Source organism: Bacteroides faecium (assembly GCF_012113595.1).
GTDB classification, from domain to species: Bacteria; Bacteroidota; Bacteroidia; order Bacteroidales; family Bacteroidaceae; genus Bacteroides; species Bacteroides faecium.
Map to the genome: position 1 here is coordinate 3,707,688 of NZ_CP050831.1, position 14,752 is coordinate 3,722,439.

General features: G+C 38.9%; 11 protein-coding genes. 9 read left to right on the top strand and 2 right to left on the bottom strand.

Features of this window, described 5'->3' with window-relative positions; all coding sequences use genetic code 11:
• Nucleotides 1–69: 69 nt before the first annotated feature.
• Nucleotides 70–2,025, bottom strand: coding sequence for an LruC domain-containing protein (locus tag BacF7301_RS13435; RefSeq protein WP_167963548.1), 1,956 nt, complete (start codon nt 2,023–2,025; stop codon nt 70–72).
• A gap of 178 nt (nt 2,026–2,203) precedes the next feature.
• The gene (gene nfo, locus BacF7301_RS13440; protein WP_167963550.1) at nt 2,204–3,037 is read right to left on the bottom strand and encodes a deoxyribonuclease IV; all 834 of its coding nucleotides are present in this window, start codon (nt 3,035–3,037) and stop codon (nt 2,204–2,206) included.
• Nucleotides 3,038–3,289: 252 nt separating this feature from the next.
• Between nfo and BacF7301_RS13445 the strand changes: the two genes are divergently transcribed.
• The 9 genes from BacF7301_RS13445 to BacF7301_RS13485 all read left to right on the top strand — a co-directional run bounded on the left by BacF7301_RS13445 (nt 3,290) and on the right by BacF7301_RS13485 (nt 14,748).
• The gene (locus tag BacF7301_RS13445; protein ID WP_167963552.1) at nt 3,290–3,823 is read left to right on the top strand and encodes a hypothetical protein; all 534 of its coding nucleotides are present in this window, start codon (nt 3,290–3,292) and stop codon (nt 3,821–3,823) included.
• 22 nt (nt 3,824–3,845) lie between these two features.
• The gene (locus tag BacF7301_RS13450; protein WP_167963554.1) at nt 3,846–4,796 is read left to right on the top strand and encodes a DUF6175 family protein; all 951 of its coding nucleotides are present in this window, start codon (nt 3,846–3,848) and stop codon (nt 4,794–4,796) included.
• Between the two features lie 12 nt (nt 4,797–4,808).
• Nucleotides 4,809–5,729 (top strand): hypothetical protein, encoded by a 921-nt coding sequence (locus BacF7301_RS13455; protein ID WP_167963556.1) that lies wholly within the window; start codon nt 4,809–4,811, stop codon nt 5,727–5,729.
• A 34-nt stretch (nt 5,730–5,763) separates the two neighbouring features.
• Complete coding sequence (locus BacF7301_RS13460) at nt 5,764–7,827, top strand: WG repeat-containing protein (RefSeq protein ID WP_167963558.1); 2,064 nt, start codon at nt 5,764–5,766, stop codon at nt 7,825–7,827.
• A gap of 64 nt (nt 7,828–7,891) precedes the next feature.
• Nucleotides 7,892–9,109, top strand: coding sequence for a hypothetical protein (locus BacF7301_RS13465; RefSeq protein WP_245208234.1), 1,218 nt, complete (start codon nt 7,892–7,894; stop codon nt 9,107–9,109).
• 1,147 nt (nt 9,110–10,256) lie between these two features.
• Nucleotides 10,257–10,757 (top strand): hypothetical protein, encoded by a 501-nt coding sequence (locus tag BacF7301_RS13470; RefSeq protein ID WP_167963560.1) that lies wholly within the window; start codon nt 10,257–10,259, stop codon nt 10,755–10,757.
• Nucleotides 10,758–10,781: 24 nt separating this feature from the next.
• Nucleotides 10,782–11,732 (top strand): DUF6175 family protein, encoded by a 951-nt coding sequence (locus tag BacF7301_RS13475; RefSeq protein ID WP_167963562.1) that lies wholly within the window; start codon nt 10,782–10,784, stop codon nt 11,730–11,732.
• A gap of 8 nt (nt 11,733–11,740) precedes the next feature.
• A complete protein-coding gene (locus tag BacF7301_RS13480) occupies nt 11,741–12,664 on the top strand; it encodes a hypothetical protein (protein WP_167963564.1) in 924 nt (307 codons plus the stop codon).
• Between the two features lie 23 nt (nt 12,665–12,687).
• Nucleotides 12,688–14,748, top strand: coding sequence for a WG repeat-containing protein (locus tag BacF7301_RS13485; RefSeq protein WP_167963566.1), 2,061 nt, complete (start codon nt 12,688–12,690; stop codon nt 14,746–14,748).
• Nucleotides 14,749–14,752 lie beyond the last annotated feature (4 nt).

A 14,752-nucleotide genomic window follows, 5' to 3' on the forward strand; every position in this document is an offset into this window, starting at 1 on the left:
CTGATATATATAAAAATAGCTGGTAGATTCTGTCTACCAGCTATTTTTATATATCAATGCATTTCGATATTATTTCTTCTTGTACCAGTCAGGGTTCTTTCCGAATTTAGCCCAGTCAATGAAACCTGGATAAAGCTCGCTGATTGCTTTCTTTTCGTTATTTTTGTCTAAAAGTGGGGTAATATCTTCTACGGTAGCGTTGTTTAAGTAGAAAGCAAAAGGATATATATTGTCTTTGTCGGACACATAGTATTTACCCTCTTCCGGTACTGAACGGTCATCCATTTGACCAAAGAAAGATACATCTGCTTTTACAGTCGGTCTTTGCATCGGGCAATGAATTTCACGTCGCAAATTGTTACTCTCTTCCCTGAAAATGAATGGATTGACAGTTGTTTCCTTAACTTTTTTAGAATCTTTTCCATAGTCTAATGAGACTTTGTACTCAGCATTTATGTTATCTTTTACATTCTTCGTTAATATAACTACGTTTCCGTCTTCATGTGTAAACTTGATTGGAGTGAATTTCTTATCTCCACTATATCTGATAGAATCTTCCGGAGTAGCTGTACCGGCATTGTTAAGTACAATGCCCAGTCCATTTCTAAATACAGCCCAGTTTTCAAAGGTTTTGAATGTAAATGATTCCTTTACAATCTTATTGTCTGCATCAAACGTTTTCTGATAAGTATATTGTGCTATTACATCATTCATATCATAATCTTTAGCAGCAGGCCATTCATCTTCAAAAGCATAAACTCCTGTTTTTTCAATTGTTGTATTCAAGTCCGGGTCGACTTCTACTTTATCGTCAATTTCAATTTCAGGATTTGACTTTAAGGCAAAAACTACGTCTGTGAAATTCTGGTCGTCTTTGAAATCTTCAAAAGCGATAGCTATATTACCGGATTTCTTGTCTTTAAACATAGCTGTATGTACATTTATATCATCTGTAATTGTAGTACTCAAGTCTTTAGTGGAACTAGAATAATATTTTCCGGTTTGTGTATGAGAAGCATAACCTGTGAAATAAGTATTCCAAGCGTTACATGCAAGCACGAAGCCTATTTTATATCCGGCGGGGAAATTCTTGCCTACTGTTTCTTGTCCATCCTCTCCGTAGAATAACAATTTAACAGCTGTACCTTCTTTAACTCCTCTGGGATAAGATGACAAACCGTTTTGTTGCCAATAAGTTTGAGCATTCGGGAATATTGTGAAGACTTTTGCCGTTTCAATGCTCGCTGGGGCTTTATCTTTGTAGTAGTAATAGCCTAAAGAATTATTCCAACAAGTTTCTCCACCGATTGCTGTTAATACAACGGCTGTATTATCATCCTTAGTCCTTAAATCAGCGGAAGTACGATAATCTTCCGGGCATGTTCCTGCCCTGTTTAGTACTGCATATACGGTATTACGTAAGTTCGTTAATTCAGTTTTGCTTAAAGTTAATTCTGTTTCTTTACCCGTATAAGCATAATCAATCATTCCGGTTTTGGAATCAAAACTTCCAAGATTGTTATGCCAACCTAATAAATGGTTGAACCGGTTGTTATCATAACTATAACTAGTTCGCCTTGTTACTGCTCTTGTCGATGAGTTCTCATCAGATTCAGATGCAATCTTTAAAATACCGTTTTCAATTTTTCCTTCCAACCGTGCAGGTACATTGAAAGCTGTTGAAATAATATATACATCTGAAACATAACTTGGTAAATTTAATTCTCCATTGAATTTACCATTTTCGTCTGTGCGGGCAGCATCCAGATATTTAATGTTTTCATTTAATGTGAATGATGAACTACCCTCTTGTTCAATTAAGGGATCCTTGTCATAAATATAGAAAGGGATTTTTGAATCAGCAATGGCATAATCAATGTTTGCCTGTACCGTTGTTGTTGTCGAAAAATCAGATGGGTTACTTTCTTTTTCCGGAGCTTCCTGGTATAAGTCTTTATCACTGTCTACACAACCGCTTATACCCACTGCGATGACCATTGTGCATGCTAACCAAAACTTTTTCATATACGTTGCTTTTTTGTTTATGCGATTACTAAAATGTTTGTTTTGCAATAAAAATACCCGTAAGCACTTTGAAATCCAAAGGTTTACGGGTGCAAAAATACATATAATATTCAATATTATAACATAAAGTTGAATATTTTTTCGAAAATGTGTTCTATAACTTGTATTTTCCGGTCTTTTACTCGACGCTTCTTAACCAGGCAATCTCTTCCGCCCACTTACTCTCATCAGGAGTTTCGAGTATTAGCGGCATATTGTCGAATCTTGAATCCTGCATTAATCTTTCAAAAAATGCTTTTCCAATCAGTCCTTCGCCGATACTGTCGTGGCGGTCTACATGGGTACCTAGTGCTTTCTTTGAGTCATTCAAGTGCATGCCGCGTAGATAATTGAATCCTACTTCCTTTTCGAATTCATCGAATACCTTATCGTAATCGTTCACTATATCATAACCTGCTGTATATGTATGGCAAGTATCAAGACAAATGCCTACCCGGCTTTTGTCATTTACCCGGTCAATAATATATTTTAGTTGCCAGAATTCGCTCCCCAGATTACTACCTTGTCCGGCAGTATTTTCGATAACGGCTGTCACTCCTTTTGTCTTTTCCAAAGTGATATTAATACTTTCCGCAATAAGTGCCAGGCAATCTTCTATTGATATTTTATTGAGAGAACTGCCGGGATGAAAATTTAGAAGTTTCAATCCGAGTTGTTCGCAACGTTGCATTTCATCCAGAAAGGCGGCGCGGCTTTTTGCCAATCCTTCTTCCTCGGGGTGTCCCAGATTAATAAGGTAACTGTCATGAGGCAGGATATATTCCGGCTGAAAACCGAACTTCTTGCAATTCTCCTTGAAAAGACTGATACTTTCTTCTGTCAAAGGTTTGCTTACCCATTGGCGTTGGTTCTTGGTGAATAACGCAAAAGCATTTGCTCCTATCTCATGCGCATTGACGGGGGCGAATTCTACGCCACCGGATGCGCTTACATGTGCTCCGATATACTTCATACTTTGTTCCTTTTTTGATTCTAATATGCAAATATAACGTTTTTCCGGAACTATATGTTTGTTTATCATATTCTCCTGGTAGTAAAATAATGTCTGTATAATCACGATTTTTGCATGCTTAAGCATGCTTTTGTACCGTTTACTCTCAAAGCGGGACTTTGCGCTTTTTTTTGCTCGGATAAATCAAATACCTTTGTATTATAAGGGAAGTTATAGAATAATAGTAAAAAATATAAGCTAAAATAGATTATTATGAAGAACGCATTATTAAAATTATTCCATTGTGTAAACGTCGTTTTACCATCATTAACCATCGGATTGTTTCTTTTCTTCTTTGCTGACATACCACTCCATGCACAGGATGTGGATCAAAACATTGACAGACGATATGATATTATCTGCGAAGGAAATGGAGTTGAAGGTACTTATCTGGTCCGCGTCTGGGTATATGCCAATAAACAGAATCTCAAACCGGAGCAATTGCGGAAGTATGCCATTCATGGGGTTATATTTAAAGGTGTGACAGGCAGTGCAAAATGTAACGGACAGAAGCCGTTCGCTAAAAGCTTATCTGTGGAAGAAGAGAATAAGAAGTACTTCGATGAATTCTTTGAAAAGAAGAATGCCTATCTCAATTTTGCCACTATCGTGGAAGGAACATTTGAACGTGTGAAGGTGACCAAACGGCAATATAAAATAGGCGCCGTCGTATCCGTTTCCAAAGACCAGTTGCGCAAGCAATTGGAAGCAGATGGCATAATCAGAGGGTTGTCCACGGGGTTTTAATAGGTGAATAAACTATTTGTATATGAAAAAGATATATTATGCTTTTGTTTTATTGATTTATTCCATCAATATGTTCGGGCAAGCCAAGAAACCGGAGTTAATGGTTGTACCCAGTTTGCCATGGTGTAATGAAAGAGGATACGTTGTTGAAAGACAGACAGAACTGGGCAGTGAGATTTTGCCGGATTATAAGAAAGCCCTTGCGCAAGACAAAGACTTGATGAATGTTATTTCTAAAATAGGCATTTTAATGGCTGATAAGGGATTCCCGCTGAAAGACCTTTCCGCTTCGATTAAGAATATGGAGATTATTAATGCCCAAAATGCGATGACCTTAAGCAAGAATTCAGGTGCGGCATTGGCAGAGAGTGCGCTGGATATGCTGAAACGGACAGCCAAATGTGATATTGTTTTGGAAGTCGATTGGAGCGTTAATACCACAGGACCGAAAAAGTCGGTTACGTACAATCTCCGTGGAATTGATGCTTACACCAATATGCAAGTCGCAGGTGCACAAGGAACGGGGCAGCCCTCTTTTTCGGCCGAAATTCCGGTATTGATAGAAGAAGCTATTTCGGCTAACATGGATAACTTCACATCACAGTTGCAAACTCACTTTGACAACCTCTTCGAGAATGGTAGAGAAGTGGCTATTGATATTAACGTATTCGATACAGGACAAGGCATTGATTTGGAAACAGAATATGGAGACAATGAGCTGATAGATGTGATAGAAGAGTGGTTGGAGAAAAACTGCGTGAAGGGGCGTTTCAGTAAAACGGAAGGTTCGGAGAATTTCGCAATGTTCAATCAGGTCAGAATACCGATGATGAACGAAAACGGCAAAGCGATGGATACGGAAGATTTCGTAAAAGAGCTGAGGAAAGTATTGCGCAAAGCTCCTTACAATCTGACTTGTAAAGTTGTTCCCCGTGGGTTGGGAAGATGTCAACTGATAATAGGTGATAAATAAAAAGACAGAATCATGAAAAGATTTATAAGTATATTAATCGTGTCGCTGATATTCTTCAGGGGAATGTCTGCGCAGGAATGTGATACTCCTATCACCGTGGCGATGCCGGAACATATAGAAGGACTGAATGAAGCGCAAAAAAGCTATCTGTGTTCTAAAATGGAACAGTTGGTCGTCTCACAAGGAGTTTCTTCTGATTTCTCTTATACACAATTCGTTTTGACAGCCGACGTGTCTGGTATGCAGAAAGATGTTGTGCCTACTATTCCTTCCAGTGTTACTTGCCAATATGATGTCGTTTTCAAATTAGTAGACAGGGCAGGGATGAAAACGATGGCAGTGCAAAGCGTGAATGTGCGTGGTGCCGGTAGTACGGAAGCGAAGGCGATGCAGAACGCATTGCGGCTAATCAATCCGCAAAACAAGAATCTTATTGATTTTATAAAAGGAGCGAAGAGTAAAGTTCTTGCCTATTATAATCAGCATGTGCCGCAAATCGTATCCCAGTCCCGTCGGTTGGCTAATCTGGATAAATATGAAGAAGCGTTCAATTTACTGGCATCTGTTCCCGAATGTTGTAACCAGTATAATGAAGTGACTCGTGAGATAATAGCCATTTATCCGAAAGCAAGGGATAAAGTCGGAGAAAAATTCCTGAAAGAAGCACGTAGGATATGGACTGTCGACCAGACTGGCGCCGCTGCAGAGGAAGCATGCTATTGGTTATCGTTGATTGATCCGAAATCTTCGGCTTATCCCGGTGGAGAAAGGCTGTATGCTGAAATAAAAGGTAGAGTGAAAGAAGAGGTGCAGCATGAAATGAAGGTCTATGACGATAATGTTGACTTGATAAAACAACAGATAAATGCTGCCAAGGAAATAGGAATGGCTTATGGCAAAGGACAGCAGACCGAAATAAACGTGATAAAATAGAAAGAATTTGTTGAATTAAAATATTTATGGCAAAATGAAGAAAAGTATATTGATAGGTTTGATAGCTTTCATCACATTGGGGAGCTCAGGCACTTTATTTGCTCAGGATTTAACGCTCCAGCGTGATAAAAAAGGTAGAGTTGGTCTTGTAGATGCAAAAGGCAAGTTCGTTGTTAAACCTAAGTACGATGAGATAGGGAATTTTGAAGGTGGACTCGCTAAAGTACGTATCAAAGATAAATTTGGATTCATCAATGAAAAAGGTGATGTTGTACTGAAAGTGCAATATTCGGTGATTGAAGATTTCGTCGATGGTGTAGCTAAAATTTGTATTGGCGCCAAATATAATAAGAATACAGATGACCTGGAAGGCGGTAAATGGGGATATGTGGAAGATAATGGTGAAATCCTTATAAAGCCCATATATGATGATATAGAGTATTTTAATAAGTTTAATATTGCCAAGACCAAAAAAGGCAAAGTATATGGTTGGGTTTCCAGGTATGGACAAGAGTTGATTAAACCGGAATATACTGAAATAGGTGAGTTGATTGATGGCATGGCACGTGTATGCAAAGGTGGGAAAATAGGTAAAAGCGGACAGTTGGAAAATGGTAAATGGGGATTTGTTGATGATGGTGGGCGTATCGTCATAAAGGTAAAGTACCGTTCAGCCGGAGAATTTTGTGAAGGAGTGGCTTGGGTTGGAACAGGACCAATGCGTTATAGTTACATCAATAAGCAGGGAATGGTGATAAGCGAAGACTCTTATACCAATAACAATGCCCGTAACGGCATTATTATCCAGCAGAAAATGCTGCATAAGAAAGAAAGTAAGACCGGAAAGAAAGGAATGTTCTATGGCATTTTAGATACAAGAGGCATGGTACTGGAAGACTTTGTTTATAATGCTATTGCCATGAACCAGCATAACTGGGCGTCTGCTCTGGATATAAGTACCGGAAAATCTTATTTTTTGCATAATGAAAACGGCAAGATTACAAAACTTGAAGCAGGGGCGCTGGATTTTAAATTCAATAATGAAATAGAAAGATACACTATCGGTGATAAATCCGGTTACGTACGGCGGGATGGAAAGTTGATGATTGAACCTAAATATAAAGTATTGGGCGACTATACAGATTATACCATTGCTTCGGAAAACGGTTCCGGCTTCGGATATTTGTCTAAAACCGGTGATGTCCTGATTCCTTTTGAGTACGATAAGACTTCCGCTTTTAATGATGGATACGCATCGGTCTGCAAACAGAACAAATGGTATGTGATTGATTCGAAAAACAACGTAACCCTTACCACCGATATGGATTATTTGGGCGTTTATTCAGAAGGCTTGATTCCGGCAATGAAAGGCGGTAAGGCAGGATTTATTTCACTGGATGGGAAAGAGGCGATGCCTTTTAATTATGAAATGGTATCTTCCGTGCATAAAGGAAAATTCAATTATAAAGAGAACGGCAAATGGGGAATTAAGGATGCTAAAGGAACTGTTCTGTTGGCTCCGGCTTATGAAGACCTGTCGAATTTCTATGATGAATTTGGAAATAAGATATTGGCTAATGCCGGAAAGTTCGGACTGTTGAATTTTGAAGAAAAAGAAATTTTATCTCCTACATTCGATTTCCTTGGATTGGATAGTCAGCATGGCATTTATATCGTTTCCCAAAAGGTCACTAAAGATAACTGCAAGAAAGCCGCTGATATAATGAAAGAATATATTATGGGGGAATCTCAAAAAGGGTTGCTTGATTCTAATCTCTATGCTAATCTGGGTATAGATATGGATAAAGTGAAAGGTAAAGTGATGAAGAAAATGGAAAAGGGAGGCACCTTTGCTCCTGAGAAGTTTATTGGTGAATCGCTTTGGGGAGCTGTGTCAAAAGATGGACAGGTTATCATCGAAGCTTATTGCCCGGTTTCTCCATTATCAGCCTATCAGGTTGTTATCGGGCAATATGGACAGAAAAAGGTGTCTGCCGATGATATTGAATACCTGATGAAGCACCCGGGATATTATATTGTAAATTACAACCGGTTTAAAGTAAGTGAAGTAATCCCTGAGGAATTGTGGGATTTTTAGATGAAATAATAAGGGAAAATAGAATTAGGAATTTTAATTTATCAATATAAAGAATTAGTCGGTTATGAAAAAAAATATATTCATCGTAAGTTGCCTCATGTTATTGGTTAGCTCTACGATAGGAGCGCAAGAGCAGAATGATGAACAAGCAGCCAAGTATAGGCGGAGTTCTATTTATTCGATGCTCGTACGACATACAGAAAAGAAATTTGGTAATGAAATAATGGAAGAATATCTGAAGTTGCCGGTCCCGGACAAATATGATAATCATAATCTGAATGTGCGCCTGGTTGAGACAACGGATGAAAAACAACAGGAAGAAGAGATTACCCGTTTTCTGGAAAAAAATCAGGTTGCGAAGAGACTGGTGGCAAAATGGTTTGAACGAAATAAAGAAACGGGCGTATGTGATATGAAGCTGATTTCAGAGAGAGGACAGTATAATGCGACTGACCTGGACGTGCGTTTGGCACGGAAGACAGCAAGAGGAGTAGCGACTCTTTCGGACGCCGGCGAAGAATTAATCTCTAATACGTTTATCATGGTGAATGATATCCGTTATGTAGATAAAGAGAATACTTCGAAAGCATTTGGTATGGGAATACGTTTGTTGGGTAGTGTCGCTACTATTGCTACAGGAGTGAATTTTGCAGATATGGGTGAAAATGCGGCTGCTTTGGCAGAGAGTATCAAAGGATTCAAAGTGATTGTGAACTCTTATCTTTATAAATTGGAGTGGAATGACGATGTCGCTAATAAATTCTATACGCAGTATTATTTGGATGGTCCTGATAAGGTGAAAGCCGAAGAATTCTTGAAAGACAATGGAACTTTCAAACTCAAGTTTATAGGAAAGCAGTCGGTACGTTCCAATAAAACAACGATGTCCAGCAATTATGAACCGGCTGATATGATTCGTAAGGTTGTTTGCCGTGCGTTGGACGAATCCGTATTGGAACTTCAACGTAGCTTTGATGTGTTTAAGGTGAAGACTCCGCTTTATGGTGTCAATGGAAAAGAGGTTTATGCTCAGGTAGGACTGAAAGAAGGCGTCAGCCAGGAATCAAAATATGAAGTGTTGGAGAAGAACTTGGATGAAAGTACAGGAAAGACAACCTATAAAAGAGTAGGGGTGATAGAACCTGTATCCGGAAAAATCTGGGATAACCGGTATATGGCTGCCGAAGACCAGACACTTAATTCAAAACTTAAATATACTACTTTCAAGAAGGTTAGTGGTAGCGACTTCTTCGAAGGTATGTTGATTAGGGAAATCAAGTAGAAGAGAACTTAGTAATTGAAAGGAAAGGTGCCAAAAGTCTGATGGGATAATATCAGCTTTTGGCACCTTTTTTGTAGCCCGAATATTGCATTTGGCTCATTTCCTGCACGATTTTGAGCTAATTGATGTGATTTTCTCACTACTATAAAGTTTAAAAGTGTGCAGGTATCTGCAACGCTGCAACAAAACGGGAGTAATATATTAATAGATAGATGGTTACAGCGTTGCAGATAGCTGTTGCAGATGGTCGCAGATGTCTTTTATCTGCCACACTGTATAAAACAATAAATCTTTTATTGCAAACCGTACAATCATATATATGATATAGTAGTTCCCTACGTCTAAACTCCCGTTCCCAGGCTGGAAACTCCAGTTTCCAAGCATGGAAACGAGAGTGTCCGCATAGGGAAATTGGAGTTTCTGAGTATAGATACTCCAGTTTCCCTATGCGGATACTGACATCAATGTAATGCCTCCAGCTTTTCCTTAAGGGGATATCTGCCCCTAACCGCACGATACGTGTTGCAGATAAGGGATATCTGCAACCATCTGCAACAGGTATCTGCAACACTATAACCATCTATATACTAATGTATTAACGCCGTTTTGTTGCAGCGTTGCAGATACTTGCACACTTTTAAACTTTATAGTAGCCGTGAATATTACATTAGGCTTCATTTCAATGCGGATTAGTTCATTTCTGCACAGTTATGAGCTTGTTGTTATTATGTAAAGTATTGGAAAAAGCTGTATGGCGGAAAAGAAACAAGAAAAGTAAAATAAAGTTTGTCAGTCTAAATTTAACTTTCTATATTTGCAGCATCCAGCTAGCCCTAGAGGGGGCGGCGGGGATTTTTAGAAAAAAGGCGTTTACCAAACATATCTTTCAGTCTCGAATCTCGCAAATTCTTAGTCTGTAAGCGGATATGGCAACGGAGAACGTCCACTATAGGTGTGATTAAACATTATGCTATGCATAGTGTTCTATATATCTCATCTAGGCGTGGGCTAGCTGCGTTGCTTATCCTTACAGACGGGCAATGCGAGAGCCTGAGACTGAGATAAGCAACAGTACAGACTCCCATGCCTTTTTTTTATTTATTGCCCAATCCGGGGAGGCTATAAGCAGACAAAACAAAAAGCGGGAATGAAACGACGTAATTACTTGATAGTTATTGCTCTGTGCCTCTTTTCCATTAAGTCTATATCAATGTACGGGCAGAATGTGAAGCAAAACATTGATAGAAGATATGACATCATTTGTGAAGGAAATGGAGTAGAAGGTACTTACCTTGTAAAAGTTTGGGTGTATGCAAACAAACTTAATCTGAAACCGGAGACACTCCGGAAATATGCTGTTCATGGAATTATATTTAAGGGGGTGACTGGTAGCACGAAATGCGGCGGTCAGAAACCATTTGCCAAAAGCTTATCTGTAGAGGAAGAAAACAAGGAATATTTTGATGAGTTTTTCGAAAAGAAAAATGCCTATTTGAATTTTGCCACTATTGTAGAAGGTACGTTTGAACGTGTCAAAGTAACAAAGCGGCAATATAAAATAGGTGCTGTGATTTCTGTGGCAAAAGATCAGTTGCGAAAACAATTGGAAACCGATCATATTATCAGAGGATTGTCTTCGGGCTTTTAATATGTAACTATAAAATCTCAGCATATGAAACGGATATATTATGTATTTGTCCTACTCTTCTTTTCATTGAACTTATTGGGACAAGCAAAGAAACCGGAACTTATGGTCGTTCCCAGTTTACCTTGGTGTAATGAAAAGGGATATGTATTTGAAAGAACGACAGAATTGGGAAGTGAAACGCTTCCGGACTACAAAAAAGCACTGGCGCAGGATAAGGATTTGATGAATGTCATTTCTAAGATAGGTATTTTGATGGCTGATAAAGGATTTCCTTTGAAAGACCTTTCTGCTTCTATAAAAAATATGGAAATGATAAATGCCCGGAATGCCATGACTTTGAGTAAGAATTCGGGTGCCGTGTTGACGGAAACAGCGCTTGATGTTTTGAAACGGACTGCTAAATGTGACATCATTCTGGAAGTTGACTGGAGCGTGAATGTGTTGGGGCCGAAGAAATCGGTAACCTATAATTTGCGCGGGATAGATGCTTACACCAATATGCAGGTTGCAGGTGCACAAGGAACAGGCCAACCCTCTTTTTCGGCCGAGATACCTGTATTGGTCGAAGAAGCCATTCTAGTCAATATGGATAATTTTACTTCACAATTGCAGGCTCACTTCGATAATTTGTTTGAAAATGGTAGGGAAGTCTCTATTGATATAAATGTGTTCGATACGGGAGCGGGTATTGATCTGGAAACCGAGTACGGTGAAAATGAGTTGATTGATGTGATTGAAGAATGGCTGGAAAAGCATTGTGTAAAAGGACGGTTCTCGAAAGCAGAAGGCTCGGAGAATTTTGCCATGTTCAACCAGGTTCGAATTCCAATGGTAAATGAAAATGGCAAAGCGATAGATACGGAAGATTTTGTGAAAGAATTGAGAAAGATGTTGCGCAAGCCACCGTATAATCTTGTTTGTAAGGTAATTCCTTCTGGATTGGGAAGATGTCAATTGGTTATAGGAGATAAATAGAGAATATCATGAAAAAGATTATAGGTGTATTTATTGTGTTGCTGATGTCTTTCAATGGAATATCAGCGCAAGAGGAATGTGACACTCCTATCGCTGTGTTAATGGCGGAGCGTATTGACGGGATGAATGAAGTGCAGCAAGAATATTTGCGTTCTAAAATGGAGCAGTTGATTGTTTCCCAAGGTATTTCATCCGATTTCTTTTATACTCAGTTCTTTCTTACGGCAGATGTCGTAGGAATGCAGAATGAGGCCGTGCCTACTATTCCGGCAAGTGCGACTTGTCAATGTGACATTATTCTCAAACTGGTGGATAGGGCAGGTATGAAAACTATGGCAACTCAGGTTGTCAATGTAAGAGGGGCAGGTGCCACAGAGGAGAAAGCCATAAGGAATGCCATACGGTTAATAAATCCGCAAAACAAGAAATTGCTGGATTTCATCAAAGGGGCAAAAGGTAAAGTTTTGGCCTATTACAATCAGCATACGGTGCAGATTGTGTCACAGGCACATCGGCTGGGCGGTCTGGAAAAATATGAAGAAGCTTTTAACTTGCTGGCTTCTGTGCCGGAATGTTGTAACCGATATGATGAAGTGACTCGTGAGATAATAGCCATTTATCCGAAAGCACGGGATAAAATAGGTGAGAATTATTTGAAGAAAGCCCGTAGGATATGGACAGCCAATCAAACAGGGGCTGCTGCCGGGGAAGCTTGCTATTGGTTGTCTTTGATAGATCCTAAGTCTTCTGCTTATTCTAAGGCTGAATCACTCTATGCCGAGATAAAAGGACGGGTACAGGTAGAGGTACAACATGAAATGAAGGTTTATGACGACAACGTTGATTTGGTAAAAGAACAGATAAATGCTGCAAAGGAAATCGGAATGGCTTACGGCAAAGGACAGCAGACGGAGATTAATGTGATAAAATAGTATGTAACTAAAAGACTGATAATATGAATCGTATTTGTTGGATGATTGTTTTCTATCTAGTGATGGGGACATCAATTTTGAATGCGCAAACTCTTATTCCCGAACAAAACGGGAAAGGGAAATGGGGATATGTAGACCTTGACGGCAAGAAAGTAATTGATTACAAATTCAAGGAGGCTTATCCTTTTATAGATGGTAAGGCGAAAGTTAAAAAAGGGGAGAAGTGGGGATATATTGATACAAAAGGCAAAGAGGCAATAAAGATTAAGTACTCGGAGATGTATGAGTGGAATGGCGATTATTGCAAAATTGCGGAAGGCGGAAGTGTAAAAGACGGTATTCTCACCGGCGCAAAATGGGGATATATCAATCGGCGGGGAGATATTATTATGAAAGCTGAGTATGACGAGATTGGTCTGTTTAAGGATGGTCTTGCCTATGTAATGAAAGGCGGAAAATATGGTTATATAGATGATAGTTTCCATGTTTTTATTCCTTGTAAATATACTGCGGTCGGAACCTTCAACGAACGTGGGTATTGTTGGGTAAACGAAGGTGGCAAATTTGATAAGAAAAAGAACAAGGATGTTGTGAAAGGCGGAAAGTTTGGTGTGTACAAACGCAATGGCGACCTTGTCGTTCCTGTAAAATACAAAGCTATCGGAGTTTTTGACGAGTTAGCACCGGATGCGAATCCATTGATGGCTTCAATTTATAATGATCCGGAATACATCAAGCAACTTAGAAAAATAAGGAAAGACGGTTATGCGTTAATGCGGTACACTCCTAATATATTTAAGTTTAGTTTTGATGTATCTTCCGAGTTTGATTTTTCGAAAACGAAAGAATATGTGGAGAGCCATACGAAAGAGTTGAATGAGTCATATCTGGAGAAAATGTCAGAGGCAGACCGGAAATTAGCGGAAGAATGTGGTAGCTTTGAATTATTGACATATAGTTTCCTGTCTCCGAAAAAGTTTAGCAAGTTATCCATGACTGAAAACACTTACATTGTAGTATCTAATAAGTTTGGTTTCTCTAGTCTGAATGGAGAAATGCATAAATATAATTATCATAAGTCGAATGAGAAGTTTTTTCATAAAATAGGCATATTTGATGGGAATGGTACCATGTTGCTGCCACCGGATAAGTATGATTTGGCTTATAGCCCTAATAATGGATTTATTACTGTAGCTCGTGAGAAGAAGAAAAGAGTTCAGTCTAATTATTATACTATAGAATCGGGCAAATTACTTTTTAAGGATTGGATAGACGTTGAGGTAGTCACTCCTTTTGAAAAGGGAAATGCTGTCATCGCTACTCATAAAGAACAATATCTGATAGATAAAGAAGGTCGTAAGATTTCTAAAGATTATAGTTTGATTCTTCCTATGAGGGAGAGCGTATATGTAGTCAAGAATGGTGATAAATGCGGCATTATAGATAGCCTCGGACATGAAATCATATCTCCTTCTTATAATCTGATCAGTCCTGTAAGTGAAGGACTTATGTGTGCACAAAAGAATAAAGGCGGGTTGTATGGATTCCTTGATAAAAAAGGGGAATTTGTTATTCCAGCTATGTACGAATCTGCACAATCATTTAAATATGGTTGGGCTAGCGTGCGAACAAAATCCGGTTGGGGCGAAATAGAACCGGATAATAAGATGGCTGTGGAATGTAAGTGGAATAATACAGCCGCAAAAGAAGAATGGAAACCAAAACTAATGTGGGTGCAGAAAGAAAACAAAGGTTTATGGTACTGCCTGTCAACCGAAACAAACCAATTAGCCTTTAATGCAGGATATACGGGCTTTAGAAACTTTAATAGAGATTTTGAGGGAGTTGCGGTAGTCTGGGACAAGAACAATAAGGTCGGTTGTATTTCTTCTGATGGTAAAGTCTTGGTTCCTTGTATAATGCCAAATGGAAACTTGGCAATGAAGGCTTATTCGCAGATGCTCAATCAAAAGATGGGAGTATGGACAGAAATAGATACTTACAAATTTATGATTAGAAACAATCAGGAGCGCAATAAATGTGAATTGACAGGAACTATTGAAAATGATATGTGGGACTATTAAAGAA